This is a genomic window from Rheinheimera sp. B2H12, assembly GCF_059620065.1.
Map to the genome: position 1 here is coordinate 3,833,242 of NZ_CM184363.1, position 12,969 is coordinate 3,846,210.

Annotated in this window: 14 protein-coding genes; all 14 read right to left on the reverse strand. The window is 53.2% G+C overall.

Going from position 1 to position 12,969, the window contains the following annotated elements; translation table 11 throughout:
* Positions 1-18: 18 nt before the first annotated feature.
* The gene (locus tag AC53GJ_RS16440; protein WP_496729328.1) at positions 19-1,278 is read right to left on the reverse strand and encodes a flagellar hook-length control protein FliK; all 1,260 of its coding nucleotides are present in this window, start codon (positions 1,276-1,278) and stop codon (positions 19-21) included.
* Positions 1,278-1,604, reverse strand: coding sequence for a hypothetical protein (locus tag AC53GJ_RS16445; protein ID WP_496729330.1), 327 nt, complete (start codon positions 1,602-1,604; stop codon positions 1,278-1,280). The genes AC53GJ_RS16440 and AC53GJ_RS16445 overlap by 1 nt, the downstream gene beginning before the upstream one ends.
* A gap of 330 nt (positions 1,605-1,934) precedes the next feature.
* Complete coding sequence (gene fliS / locus AC53GJ_RS16450) at positions 1,935-2,330, reverse strand: flagellar export chaperone FliS (protein WP_496729332.1); 396 nt, start codon at positions 2,328-2,330, stop codon at positions 1,935-1,937.
* 45 nt (positions 2,331-2,375) lie between these two features.
* Positions 2,376-3,668, reverse strand: a complete 1,293-nt coding sequence (fliD, locus tag AC53GJ_RS16455) for a flagellar filament capping protein FliD (RefSeq protein ID WP_496729334.1) — start codon at positions 3,666-3,668, stop codon at positions 2,376-2,378.
* 106 nt (positions 3,669-3,774) lie between these two features.
* The gene (locus tag AC53GJ_RS16460; RefSeq protein WP_496729336.1) at positions 3,775-4,623 is read right to left on the reverse strand and encodes a flagellin N-terminal helical domain-containing protein; all 849 of its coding nucleotides are present in this window, start codon (positions 4,621-4,623) and stop codon (positions 3,775-3,777) included.
* Between the two features lie 150 nt (positions 4,624-4,773).
* Positions 4,774-5,616, reverse strand: coding sequence for a flagellin N-terminal helical domain-containing protein (locus AC53GJ_RS16465; protein ID WP_496729338.1), 843 nt, complete (start codon positions 5,614-5,616; stop codon positions 4,774-4,776).
* Between the two features lie 113 nt (positions 5,617-5,729).
* Entirely contained in the window at positions 5,730-6,743 is a 1,014-nt protein-coding gene (locus AC53GJ_RS16470) for a hypothetical protein (RefSeq protein WP_496729339.1), read from the reverse strand.
* Positions 6,744-6,753: 10 nt separating this feature from the next.
* Entirely contained in the window at positions 6,754-7,650 is an 897-nt protein-coding gene (gene flgL / locus AC53GJ_RS16475; protein ID WP_496729341.1) for a flagellar hook-associated protein FlgL, read from the reverse strand.
* A 10-nt stretch (positions 7,651-7,660) separates the two neighbouring features.
* Complete coding sequence (gene flgK / locus AC53GJ_RS16480) at positions 7,661-8,995, reverse strand: flagellar hook-associated protein FlgK (protein ID WP_496729342.1); 1,335 nt, start codon at positions 8,993-8,995, stop codon at positions 7,661-7,663.
* Positions 8,992-9,525, reverse strand: a complete 534-nt coding sequence (locus AC53GJ_RS16485; RefSeq protein WP_496729344.1) for a rod-binding protein — start codon at positions 9,523-9,525, stop codon at positions 8,992-8,994. Before AC53GJ_RS16485 ends, flgK begins: the two co-directional genes overlap by 4 nt.
* The gene (locus AC53GJ_RS16490; RefSeq protein ID WP_496729345.1) at positions 9,525-10,670 is read right to left on the reverse strand and encodes a flagellar basal body P-ring protein FlgI; all 1,146 of its coding nucleotides are present in this window, start codon (positions 10,668-10,670) and stop codon (positions 9,525-9,527) included. Before AC53GJ_RS16490 ends, AC53GJ_RS16485 begins: the two co-directional genes overlap by 1 nt.
* A gap of 13 nt (positions 10,671-10,683) precedes the next feature.
* Complete coding sequence (gene flgH, locus AC53GJ_RS16495; protein ID WP_496729347.1) at positions 10,684-11,415, reverse strand: flagellar basal body L-ring protein FlgH; 732 nt, start codon at positions 11,413-11,415, stop codon at positions 10,684-10,686.
* Positions 11,416-11,438: 23 nt separating this feature from the next.
* Complete coding sequence (flgG, locus tag AC53GJ_RS16500) at positions 11,439-12,224, reverse strand: flagellar basal-body rod protein FlgG (protein ID WP_496729349.1); 786 nt, start codon at positions 12,222-12,224, stop codon at positions 11,439-11,441.
* Between the two features lie 13 nt (positions 12,225-12,237).
* On the reverse strand, positions 12,238-12,966 hold the full coding sequence (locus AC53GJ_RS16505) for a flagellar basal body rod protein FlgF (RefSeq protein ID WP_496729351.1): 729 nt from the start codon (positions 12,964-12,966) through the stop codon (positions 12,238-12,240).
* Positions 12,967-12,969: the final 3 nt, after the last annotated feature.

Genomic DNA, 12,969 nt, shown 5'->3' on the forward strand with positions numbered 1-12,969 from the left:
GCATGGCCACAGCCATGGTTAGACTAATTGATTCAAATAGTTACGACGCTCAACTTCAGCAGTTTGCCGTTGCGTTGCCGGCTCGGCTTCAGCACCATTGCTGCTGATCTGCGTTGACACCCAGGCCGGATTGGCATGCTGCGGCAACTGGCCATCGGCGCTGAGCTGTAATTCAATCTGCAGCTCGCTGCCCAGTTTTTGTTGCAGACTGGCACGCAATTGTTCCAGCCCCTGCCCCATCGCCTCTCTGAGCTGAACATTGCTGCTGTGCAGCTGTACCTGCAACTTGTCACCGTCCAGTTGTACCGATAGTTCGATACTGCCCAAACTGGGTGGATCCAGCCGGATCAGAGCTTTATTCAGACCCAGCCCCAACTGCAAATCGACTTTGTCGTGCAGCAGTTGCAGCAAGCGCTGACCAAAACGGGCTGGCTCTGTGGGTAAGGGTTCACTCTGCCACTGTGCCAGCGGGCTGGCCGTAGTCGTGGCCTGTGAGCTCAGCCCATGAACAGCAGCAGCGACCGCTGTACTGTCGGTACTGGCGGACAACACCATGTTCAACTGCCGGTTCATCATGACGGCTAAGGCCATGCTTTGCTGCAAGGTGCCGTGCTGCCCTGCCGGCTGGCTGACAACGAGCGAGCTGGGCGGCAGCTCAGATCCTGTGGTTTGGCTGGCTGTGCCAGTTGCTGCCAGTACCGCCTGCTGCCGCAATGCCTGTAGGCTAGCGGCTGACAGCACATTGGGCAGCTCTGCACTCTGCCGCTGTGTCAGTATTGGCTCAGCCAAGGTCTGACCTGTCACTAAGCTTGTCGTCGCTGCCAATCCCTGTTGCGGCGGCGTCACCATCAGCATTGCGACTGCCGCCTGTGCTGTAGCTGCGCTGAGGTTATCCGCGGGCAGCGCTGACACTGCCAAAGCCGGTGGCAATGGCTGACTGAAGCCTGAGCTTATCAAGGGTTGCCGGTACAATAACGCCAGTTCTTCTGCTGACAGTGGCTGCGACAGCCCTGACCATTCGGCGGCTGGTTGGCCACTGTCTGGCAACTGTGTATCTGTCAACTGTTCTGCGGCATCCTGCTCTGCTGCAGCTTGCTGCTGGCGCAGTGCTTGCTCGTCGGCGTAAGCTGCAACAGGCGCCTGCTCAGTACTTTGTGCAACACTGTGCTCAGTACTTTGTGCAACACTGTGCATCGCTGAACTGGCAGCCGTGGCACTGCGCACCGCAGCGGATGCAGGCACTGTTTTCACGGCCGTGATGGCTGGCAGCGGCTGCATCAGCGCATACTCTCATCAGTTTGCTGATAAGCCAGCACCCCGGCTTTATTGTGCTGGAATTCTTTCATTTTTTGCTCCAGCGCCAGTTGCTGTCGTTTCGCCTGCTGAATAATCTGCTGATAACGCTGCGTCAGCAGTTGTAAATCATAAGGTGGCGCAGCCGCAGCCCCGGCTTGCTGCCGCAGCTGTTTTAAGGTGCCGACCAAAGCAAGGATCTGCCGGTCCAGCGCCTGCACCTGCAGCCACTTGCCAGCCAGCACGGCCTGCTGCAGTTGCAACAACAACTGCTGGATTTGTTTTAACTGCGCTTCTGCTGAACCCTGCACCTGGATGCTCTCACGTTAACCCTTCGAACTTAGTCAGAGCAAAAAGCGAGCCAACATTTAACGCAATGATTTTAAACAACTTAATTTACACACACTGACCTGCACGGAAGTAAAACTTCCGCTTTAGCGGAAGTGTTACTCTCTACTTCCTTTCCGTGAAGATGACTGCTTGCAGCAGTTGTCAGCGGTAGATTGGCATGGCAGAAAAAAGCTCGGCACACCTTTGATACTGCAATGAGTGCCGATCTTGTAAGCGATAAACAGCAGGAAACAGTTGGCGGGGTTGAGTGGTCACGGGCCAAGGTCAAATGACAGGCCAGGCCTTGGCTGCTAACCAGCCTGCCGGCTTAATAAACCCTGCCAGCCTTGTTGTAAATCGGTCATCACAGTGCGGATCTGCGCCAGCTCGCCCAGGTCATTTTTTAAGCTGGCTTTGAGCAGGTTGTGGCCGCAGAATTCGTACAGTCGGTGCATATTCAGCGCCACTTCACCGCCTTTCTCCAGATCCAGTGAAGCATCCAGCCCGCCGAGAATTTTCAGCAGTTTTTCCATACCAATGGCTTTTTTATCAAAACGTTTGGCCTGCATATGGCCTTCGACTCTGGCCAGTTCATCCAGGAAACCATCAAATAACATCTGCACCAGACTGTGAATATCGGCACCTGAAGCTTTCACATTGACACTGGTATGTTGGTAGGCCTGATAACCTTGAGCAAAATCTAACATCTGTACCTCTTTGTCTAACTGGCGGAAAAGACCGACTTTTTATCATTAAGAACCAAATTGTGACATCGAGCCTTCCAACTGCGCTATGGTCACCTGCATTTGGGTAAACTGTGCCAGATATCGCTTGTAAACCAGATCCATCGAATAGTCATGGCGCTTCTGTTTGGTGGTCACCATATCCAGACTGCCCTGTAAACTTTGTTGTTTGTCTTTAAGCACACCAAATCTTTTGGTGTAAGGCTCCAGCACATCTTTAAGTCCGGTGAATAAACTATTGTCAGCCACCAGCATCTGTTCGAGCCGGGCTGGATTATCGGCCAGCGCTTTTTCCAGTTTGGTTTTATTCACCGACAATACGCCATTGCGATCAAATTCCAGCCCAACCGTGGTGAGTGCCGTCCCCTGATAGGTTTTCTGAAAGGCTTGCCGCAACTGATTGCTGATTGCTCTGGCCATACTGTCAGAACTGAGACCACTGTCGCTGCTGATCTGCTTCATCAGCGCATTGTAGCTGTCGACAAACTTTTTCAGCTTCTCTTCCACCGCCGCCGGATCTTGTTTCACTGTCACCTTGACCGGGATATCAGCGCCAGCCTGGGCTTTTTTCAGCTCCAGCGTGACCCCGCTGATGACATCACTCAATTCATTTTTATCGGCAGTCACTGTAATCGGGTTTTGTGCACCGACTTTAACAATGGCATCCTGCGCCGCTTTTAGCTGAGTCGCTCCGGCCACCGCCGCACTGACATCCGCGCCCGTAGTATCAGCCCCTGCTACAAAATTCAGACTGATGGCTTTGGCTGCGCCTGAGTCTTTACTGGTCAGCACTAAAAAAGACTGAGCGCCGCTGCGCATGACTGTGGCCTGCACGCCGCTGTTATCGGCTTTTTTATTAATCGCATCCGCCAGTGCACTGATGCCAGAACCAGCGGGCAGACCGGCGAGATCTACTGCAAACTCCTGGCCTGCCACCGTCAGTTCCAACTGACCATTGGCCGGTAGCAGATCGGTGCTTTGAAACGACAAGGATAACTGATGGCGCTGCGCGAGCTGCTGCACGAAAATTTCATAATCACCGGCCACAGCCTTGCCGGACGTTTTAATCGTCAGCACTTCTTCACTGCTGCTCTTACCGGTGTTACTCAGTAAATCCAGCTCAGTGGTGAATTTTTTCAGCATGTCTTGCATGCTGCCAAGGCTGGTTTCCAGTTTTTTAAACGACGAAATCAGTCCGCTGAAACGATTTTGCTGAGTCTTCAGCACTTCGTCTTTACCGGCCCGTTCAATCTGGGTGTACTGTTTGGCCAAGTAGGCCGGATCTATACTGGAAAACGCCATCGTTTGATCCTGCTGCTGAAAGGGGGGGTCTAAAGCCTTAATCGCCGCACTTACCAGCAGCGACTAAGGCTGAAAACCCCGGCGCTATTGCACCGGGGCCTCTGTATTAACGTAACAGCTGGCTCACCATCTGCGTGGTGCTGTTGGCTGTGCTCAGCACCGAAATACCTGAGTTCAGCAACAGTTGCTGCTTGGTCATATTGGACGTTTCTTTGGCAAAATCAGCATCCATCAGCTGGCTTTTGGCCGCACCGGTGTTTTCGGTCATATTGCCTAAGTTATTGATGGTATGGTCAAGGCGGTTCATGCTGGCACCCAGTTTAGAGCGCGCCGCGCCGACAGCACCCAGGAAAGCATCCAGTGCGGTAATTTCGGTTCTGGCGCCAGTCTGACTAAGCGTAGAACTGGTATCCCAGGCCAAATCGCCCAGCGTTGTCAGGTCAACATCGCCTAACTCTGCAGTAATATCCACAGTTAAAGTTTCGGCCGCTGAAGCACCAATCTGGAAGCTGACCGCAGTAGCAAACTTACCACCTGTTAACAGCTTAGTGCCGCTACCAAAGGAGGTGTTGGTCATAATGTTGGTCAGCTCTGTTTTCAGCGCCTGGAACTCACCATCAAAGGCGGCATATTCAGACTCAGAGTTGGTACCGTTAGCGGCCTGAGTTGCCAGCTCTTTCATCCGGTAAGTGATATTGGTCATCTCATCAAAAGCGCCTTCGGCGGTCTGTAGCATTGAAATGGCATTATTTGAGTTATTGATGGCCGTTTCCTGACCCACTAACTGCGCGCTTAAACGTGAGGCGATTTGTAAACCAGCCGCATCGTCTTTGGCTGAGTTGATGCGAAAACCTGTGCCTAACCGCTCTAACGCCACTGATAAACCATCGTTGGTGCGGTTTAACTGATTGCGAATGGTGGTAGCTGCTGCATTTGATTGAATTGATAAAGCCATGCTGAGTGCTCCTTAATGATGCTCAAAACTATAAAGCGACAAAACTGCAGTGAAACTTGAATAAATTGGCTAAAAAAACCTGGGACCAGCCCAGGTTGCACAAGCCATGCAAAGCACATCAAGGCCGCCGACTGCCAGCGGCCTGACGGATTAACGCAATAACTGACTAACCATCTGCGTGGTGCTGTTGGCGGTACTCAGCACCGAAATACCTGAGTTCAGCAACAGTTGCTGTTTGGTCATATTGGAAGTTTCTTTGGCAAAATCAGCATCCATCAGCTGGCTCTTGGCCGCGCCGGTGTTTTCGGTCATATTGCCTAAGTTATTGATGGTATGGTCCAGCCGGTTCATGCTGGCACCCAGTGAAGAACGGGCGGTGCCGATATTTTGCAATAAAGTGTCCAGCGTGCCGATGGCGGTATTTGAGGTGGTTTGGTTGGTTAATGCACCAGGTGCTGCCACGCCGCTGGTGACAGTGCCCAAAGCCGCCGAAATATTCACCGTTAAGGTTTCAGTACCACTGGCACCGATCTGGAAGGTCACCCCGCCTGCCACACCAAATTTACCGGTAGCGGATAACAGGTTGGTACCACTGCCATAAGAGGTATTTTTCAGAATATTATCCAGCTCACCTGCTAACGCCGTATATTCACCACTTAATGCGGTGTATTCGTCAGTTGAGTTGGTACCGTTAGCGCCCTGCGTCGCCAGTTCTTTCATCCGGTAGACGATATTGGTCATTTCATCAAAAGCGCCTTCCGCCGTTTGCAGCATTGAAATTGCATTGTTTGAGTTATTGATCGCCGTTTCCTGCCCCACTAACTGTGCGCTTAAGCGTGAGGCGATTTGTAAACCAGCCGCATCGTCTTTGGCTGAGTTAATGCGAAAACCTGTGCCTAACCGCTCTAACGCCACCGATAAACCATCGTTGGTGCGGTTTAACTGATTGCGGATAGTGGTGGCTGCTGCGTTTGATTGAATAGATAAAGCCATGTTGAGTGCTCCTTATTGATGCTCACCTCTTAACAGCGACCAGCTCAGGCAGGAACTAAAATTTATTTCAGAATTTTTCGCAGCTGTGTTGGCAATGCATCGTCCAAATGAGACTAGCGCCTATCCGACAGCGCAAATTCCACCAGACTCCGGCTGACATTGCCTTGCGCCATAATGGCTGCCAGCGATGCAGCCGCACCGGTTTGCATTTGTTGCTTAAGCTCCTGGCTGACCACAGCAACATCCTCTGCCGTCTGCCGATTGCCGGCTAGGCGCAGACTATTTAACTTCGCCAGCAGCTCTTGCCGCTCGGCCTGCACCTGGCGTAATACTGTCTGTAATTTTTGCTGCACCTGGCTGATGTCGGCCTGATAAGCCTGCTGATTCTCCAGTTGCAATGCCTGTTCAGCCAGCACCTGCAATGGCCCACTGACAGGCTGTAACCGCACACTAATAGGATTACCGGCGGCGACCCGAATGCCCTCGCCCTGCATTTGCCAGGGCTGGGTTAATTTTTGTGCCTCTGCCGCTTTGGTGCTGAACTGCAACTGCCCAGCCTGGACGCTCACCTGCACACCAGCACCGGTAAAAGCCTGTTGCAACTGCGACAGATTCTGCTCAGCGCTTTGATTGGCCGCCAGCGACAACTGCACTTGCTGACCATCAGCCAGCCGAAAACTCAGTTGTTCGCTTTGCTTGCGCGGACTCAGCAAATCAATTTGATGACTCAGCTTGGCACTGACACTGGTTAAAGGTTGCTGGCTCAGTTGTAATTCAGGCCGCACTGCACTGTCTTTATGCTTAAGCTGGTTTTGCAATTGCAATAATTGCTCGCGCAGCTGTTGCTGCTGGCCAGGGCTTTGTGGTTGATTTAACTGTTTTTTCAGTTGTTCCAACTGCTGATACAGTTGCCGTAATTGCTGCTCTGCCTGCTGATTTTTCGCCAGTTGCCTCGACACATCAGCGCTGAGGCTCCATTGGCTGAGCGTGTCTAGCTGTTGTTGCAAATGGCTGTTGGCACTTTGCCGACCACTGACACCAGTCGCGACCGTCTGCGCTGCGCGGCCAGCCTGACTAGCGGCGCTGCTGGCAACGGCAGAACTTGATTTCAGACTCTCAATCAGCATCAGGGCAACCTTATAACTGGCGGAATAAACTCAGTTGCGACACTGAGCCATAGACTTTGAGCGTGGCTTCATAAGACGCCAGTGCATTATTCATTTCAATATAAGCCGACGGATAATGCACCACGGACAAATCATCGCGTAAGTTCTCAGTAAATAATGAAATTTCGCTGTTGGTATTTTCCAGCGACTCCAGTGAGCTGACGATGCCACCAATTTTGGTGACCGCATTGCTGACATTGCCAAGCACGCTACTGAGTTTATCCAGCATCAACCGCGACTGTGCACCGGCACCTGTGGCTGGTGGTGACTGCAGCAAACTGACATAAGCCTGCAAATCATTTAAAAAAGCCGCGCCTGGCACCACATCACTGCCAATGATATTGGCATCGACCAGGGTATTTTCTGCCACCGCCACCTTGCGGACCAGGCTATCGCCCTGATACTGGTACTGCCCGCTCGCATCCTGCACAAAAGGCGGCTGGTCAATTTCGCTACCAGCAAACAAATAATTGCCATTGCCATCACGGGCATTGAGTAAATCGGCAATGCCCGGCATCAGCACTGCCATCTCGTTGGCCATGGCTTGTAACTCAGTCGTGCCATAAGAGCCATCGGCTGCCGCAGTGGTCAGTGACTGCACCGATAACAATAAATGATTGATACTGGTCAGTTGGGTTTCTTGCTGGCGCAGCGTGTACGTCACCAGCCCCATATTTTCGCCATATTGCTCCAGCGAGGTCAGCTCGGAATTGAGCCGCAATACCAGCACACTGCCCAGCGGATCATCGGATGGTCGGGTGATTTTTTTATTGCTGGCCAGTTGTACCGACAACTGACTGTATTTTTCACTGCTTTGCTGAATGTTTCTGATGGTGGTGTCATGAAACTGACTACTGCTTATCCGCATAAAAATATCCTCAGAACATGCCCATCAGGGTATTAAACATCTGATCAGCCGTGCTGATCACCTTGGCATTGGCTTCATAGAGCTGACGGTAATAACTCAGATTGGCCGCTTCTTCATCCAGATTCACGCCGCTGACGCTGGCGCGGGCAGCCAATGCTTTGTCATTCAGTACCTGGGCGGTTTTCACGCTGGCCTGCACTTGTTTGCTCTGAATGGCTACTTTACCAATCAAACCGTCATAACCAGCAGCACCGCCTTTGAGGGCACTAATCACCTGTACCAGATTGGTATTGTCACCTTTACCACCCGCCGGTTGCCAGCCGCCAGCGCCATCACTGACCCGACCACGAAAGGCCAGCTGTTCCGCTGTCAGCGTTGGATTGATCTGAATACTGCCAAGCGGATCGGCAGCAGCAAAGGTAAATAAAGCCGCCCCAACATTGCCATTTAAATCAAAACCTTCCGCCAGTTTGCTGTTAACCGAGCTGGCGATATTCTGCACCAGCGTACTGAGTTCCTGTCTGGCCGGCACCAGCACTTCCGTTTGTACTTTTAACAAACCGCCTAAGCTACCGCCGGTGGTGGCAGGGACGGCAAACTGCTGCTGATTAAACTGCAAACTGACACTGGTCCCCGCCACCGTTAAAGTGGCAGCGCGGTCTGACATCAGCAGCGGCGCGCCGTTGCTGGTCGCAATCTGGATAGTGCCATCCGCCTGCGGCATTACATCCAACTGGATAAAACTGGCCAGTTGCTGCACCGCCCGCTCGCGATTGTCGAGTAAAGTGGCGGTATCATGACCCAGCGCAGTGGCTTTGCTGATACTGCTATTGAGCTCAGCCAGCTGTTGCAACAAACCATTGCTGTTATCAGTGACAGCTTTGATTTCAAAGCCTAATTTTGCCATCTGGCCACTAAGAGCGCCGTCCAGTTGTTGTAAATTCTGCACCATGGCACTGGCGGATGAAATCACCTGCTGCCGGTAGGCCGGTGACTCTGGTGCCGACAAGGAGGCATTAAAAGCAGAATTTAATTTCGCTACTGCATCGTTCAGATTCAGCGAATCTGTGCCCAGTACTTGTTCCAGATACCCCAGGTAATCCTGATAACTGCGGTAATAACCACTGTCGGACTGGGTGCGCCAGATATCTTCGTTCAGGAAGTTATCCACCACCCGTTCGATTTTGTTGATCTTGACGCCATTGAGCGCCCCTTCGCTGGTCTGCAGCACCACTGTCTGGCGACTGTAACCGGCCACTTTGGCATTGGCGACGTTCTGGCTGACGATAGTTAAGCCCGCACCGGCGGCATGTAAACCCGATACCCCGTTTAACAACATGCTCATGACGTTTTCTCACTGTGACGCTGTGGCACCAGCAAAGGCTGACTCAGCGCTCTGCTGCCAAAATCCTGGTAAGGCCGAGCAGATAACTGCGGCGCTGCCACAGTTGACTCTGACGGATAACCAGTTACAGCGACAGCTTCAGCCGAAAACTTAAATAGCGCTGCCGAATTATTTTGCTGCTGACTGCTGGCAGCTGTGGCTACGCCGTCGGTTGGGGCGGTAAATTGCCGGATTATCTGCGCCGCAAGCCCGGTCTGGCTCTGACCTGCCATCTGCTGCGCCAGCTGGCCGTCGTACATATCGCGAAGCAGTTGCTGCTCGTTGCTACTGAACATGCCTTCGTCGCCGCTCACCGCATCACTGGCGGTGCGCATATTTTTCAGCACCAGTTGCAGGAACAAAGTTTCAAACTGCTCAGCCGCGTGCTGCAGCGACTGGGCGTCATCCAGATTCGGCGCTATCACTTGTTGCGGATCAAACGCCAGTTGCTGGCTGCTGCTCATCAGCGGGAGTCCATCAATTCGTTGCATTAAATCACCACCACATCAGCGTCCAGCGCCCCGGCTTTATCCAGCGCCAGTAAAATCGACATCAATTCAGTCGGAGTGGCGCCCAGGCTATTGACCGCCTGCACTATGGTATCGAGCGAGGTGCCTTCCGGCCACACCATCATATTGGCGGTTTGCTGACTGACATCAACGCCGCTGCTTTGGGTTGGCACAGTCCGGCCCTGACTAAAGGGCAGCGGCTGGATAGCCCCTTCCTGCTCACTGATGGTAATAGTCAGGTTGCCATGACTGACAGCGGCACGTTTGACCCGAACTTCATCGCTGATCACCACTGTGCCGGTGCGGCTGTTAAATACCACCCGTGGCCGCTGTGAACCTTCATCCACCCTGATGTCCTGCAACATCGCCATAAAGGTATTACGGCTGTCGGCATCCCTTGGCGCACTCACTACCAGCTTGGCCCAGTTTTCGGCGCGGGCCACCTTGGGGCCAAACATCTCGTTGATGGCTTTGACCACATTGCGGGCAGTTTTATGATTGGGCTTTTTCAGGTTCAGTACCAGATCGGCGTCCTGCTGCAGCGATTCAACACTGCGCTCAATAATAGCGCCGCCCGGGATAATGCCGGCGGTTGGCACATTGACCGTGACCGAAGAACCATTCTGGCCTTCAGCTTTAATGCCACCGACCACCAGATTGCCTTGCGCCAGCGCATAAACTTTGCCATCGACGCCACGCAGCGGTGTCAGCATCAGACTGCCACCATGCAAACTTTTGGCATCCCCCAGCGACATAATAGTGACATCTATGGCCTGACCCGGACTGCCCATCGGTGGCAGTGTAGCTTGCACCGCCACTGCAGCAACGTTTTTTGATTTAGGTAAAGTCGCTTCATCCAACTGCACGCCAAACTGTTTCAGCATATTGTTCAGCGACTGAGCAGCAAATTTTACCTGCGCTTTATCACCGGAACCAGGCAAGCCGACCACCAGACCATAACCCACTAGCTGGTTATCCCGAATACCCTGAATATCGACGATATCCAGCAAAGGCCGGCTGGCCGCCTGGGCGCCAGCCTGGGCCAAACCGCATAAACACAGCAGCAGCACACTGACGCCAGCCAAGCGCTGACCTGTTGCCCGAAGGCGTGTTGTCGTTAACATCATTACTGGCCGCCTGTCAGAAAAAGTTCAGATAAGAAGAAAACAACTTGGTGAGCCAACCAGGCTCTGCGCCATCGGCCAGCGTGCCTTTGCCGGCATAAGTAATACGGGCATCGGCAATCCGCTGTGAGGAAATGCGATTGGTGACATCAATATCTTCCGGCCTGACCACGCCTTGTAAGCGGATATACTCATCGCCCTGATTAAGTTTGATCCACTTTTCGCCGCGAATGGTTAAAGCGCCATTGGCGGCCACTTCCATCACCCGCACTGTGATAGCACCCCGTAAAAAATTCTGCTGACTGGCACTGCTTTCGCCTTCGAAGTTCTGACCCGACCCCAACTGTAAGGCTAGATCCGACACATTGGCGTTGCCTGCCAGCGGCACCGCCATATTGACTTTACTGCTGCGATCCAGTGCGCTGTCCGCACTTTTGCTCGATTGGGTGCGTTCATCCAGCGACACCGTCAGAATATCGCCAACCCGGTAAGCTCTTTTGTCAGCAAATAAGGTAAACATATAACCATCGGCATACAGACTGCCGGCACTGGCTGGCGGTGCGTCCTGACTGAGCAGCGGCGGTGCGGTACTTTCCCAGTCATCGGCATCGGCCAAAGGGCTGTCCGGCGTACTGCTACAGGCAGCCAGCAGCCACAGCCAGCACAGACCGCCAAGCAGCCGGTACTTGGCGCTGCTGTTGTTGCGGGTCACAGTACCACTGGCTTTCGCAGAAGGCGATATCTTCATCAAGGCGCTCCTCCGGGCTTGGCTTACATGGTCTGGGTGATAAAATTCAGCATGTCATCGGCCGCCGATACCACCTTGGCATTCATTTCATAAGCCCGTTGCACGGCAATCATATTGACCATTTCGTCCACCACACTGACGTTAGAACCTTCCACCGTGTATTGCTGTAACTGGCCAAAAGCCTCTTCACCCGGCACCCCTTCCAGCGCTTCGCCTGAGCCAGCGGTGGCCCGGTACAAATTGCCGCCCAGCGCTTCCAGCCCGGCCGGATTGACAAAACTCACCGTCAGGATTTGGCCTAATTGCAATAATTCATCCTGACCGGCAATTTGCGCCGACACTGTGCCGTCAGTGCCGATGGTCACTTTGGTGGCCTCAGGTGGAATGGTGATATTCTGCGCCAGCGGTAAACCATTGCCGTTGGTCAGCAGACCATCGGCATTAACATGAAACTGGCCGTTGCGCGAATACAACATTTCGCCATCCGGGCTTTCAATCTGGAAAAAACCCTGCCCAGTAATAGCGACATCAAGCTGATTATTGGTGGTTTCAAAACTGCCTTCGGTAAAAACTTTCTGGGTGCCATTGACCCGCACCCCAGTTCCGACCTGGATGCCAGCTGGGACCTGGTTCAGTTCATCGGCCTGGGTGCCAGGCTGGCGCTGCACCTGATAAAACAAGTCTTCAAACACCACCCGATCTTTTTTAAAACCAACGGTATTGACGTTGGCCAGGTTGTTAGAAATGGTGGTCATCCGCATATCCTGCGCCGCCAGACCGGTTTTGCTGACCCATAATGCTGAATTCATTGTCGTTGCTCCGTTAGCCGCTAATCAGTTTATTGCCGGATACCGCCAGCTCGTCGGCGGTTTTCATCATCTTGAGGTTCAGTTCAAACTGCCGGCTGATATTCATGGTGCTGACCATCTCTTCCACCGCATTGACGTTGGACCCTTCCAGCACGCCACTGCGCACTGTCACTGCCGGATCCTGCTCCAGCGGATTGCCGTCTCTGGCTCTGAGTAAACCATCATCGCCTTTGACTAAGACCACATCACGGGCACTGACCAGCTTGATGCGTTCATCCTGCTCAATCACACCACCACCGACCGGCAGCAGATTTAAGGTGCCGTCGGCGCTGATATCGATATCGCCAAACTCCGGCAACTGAATATCGCCGCCCAGTCCCTGCACCGCATAACCATGCACCGTCAGCCGGCCATCGGCGCCCACCTGTAATTCACCGGCTCTGGTATAAGCTTCATTGCCATCGGCATCTGACACTGCAATCAGGCCTTCTGCGCTCACGGCAAGATCCAGATCACGGCCAGTTTCCATCACAGCACCGGCACTTAAGTCGGTGGCCACCGGCTGCAACTGTGCCTGAAAGCGGGTGCGAAAACCTTCGCCTGTCACCTGCAGCGCTTTTGCTTGCTCCATATCGGCTTTAAAACCAACGGTATTGACGTTGGCGAGGTTATTGGCAGTGATGCGCAGCGCCGTTTGCGCCAGCTCAGCACCAGACACCGCGGTATGAATTAACCTTTCCATCTG

Excerpts from the sequence above, each read along its gene's own strand:
- flgH (WP_496729347.1), bottom strand. The coding sequence starts at position 11,415 with ATGAAGATATCGCCTTCTGCGAAAGCCAGTGGTACTGTGACCCGCAAC.
- AC53GJ_RS16490 (WP_496729345.1), bottom strand. The coding sequence starts at position 10,670 with ATGATGTTAACGACAACACGCCTTCGGGCAACAGGTCAGCGCTTGGCT.
- AC53GJ_RS16440 (WP_496729328.1), bottom strand. The coding sequence starts at position 1,278 with ATGCAGCCGCTGCCAGCCATCACGGCCGTGAAAACAGTGCCTGCATCC.
- AC53GJ_RS16465 (WP_496729338.1), bottom strand. The coding sequence starts at position 5,616 with ATGGCTTTATCTATTCAATCAAACGCAGCAGCCACCACTATCCGCAAT.
- flgK (WP_496729342.1), bottom strand. The coding sequence starts at position 8,995 with ATGAGCATGTTGTTAAACGGGGTATCGGGTTTACATGCCGCCGGTGCG.
- fliD (WP_496729334.1), bottom strand. The coding sequence starts at position 3,668 with ATGGCGTTTTCCAGTATAGATCCGGCCTACTTGGCCAAACAGTACACC.
- AC53GJ_RS16485 (WP_496729344.1), bottom strand. The coding sequence starts at position 9,525 with ATGCAACGAATTGATGGACTCCCGCTGATGAGCAGCAGCCAGCAACTG.
- AC53GJ_RS16460 (WP_496729336.1), bottom strand. The coding sequence starts at position 4,623 with ATGGCTTTATCAATTCAATCAAATGCAGCAGCTACCACCATTCGCAAT.
- flgL (WP_496729341.1), bottom strand. The coding sequence starts at position 7,650 with ATGCGGATAAGCAGTAGTCAGTTTCATGACACCACCATCAGAAACATT.
- flgG (WP_496729349.1), bottom strand. The coding sequence starts at position 12,224 with ATGAATTCAGCATTATGGGTCAGCAAAACCGGTCTGGCGGCGCAGGAT.
- AC53GJ_RS16470 (WP_496729339.1), bottom strand. The coding sequence starts at position 6,743 with ATGCTGATTGAGAGTCTGAAATCAAGTTCTGCCGTTGCCAGCAGCGCC.
- AC53GJ_RS16505 (WP_496729351.1), bottom strand. The coding sequence starts at position 12,966 with ATGGAAAGGTTAATTCATACCGCGGTGTCTGGTGCTGAGCTGGCGCAA.
- fliS (WP_496729332.1), bottom strand. The coding sequence starts at position 2,330 with ATGTTAGATTTTGCTCAAGGTTATCAGGCCTACCAACATACCAGTGTC.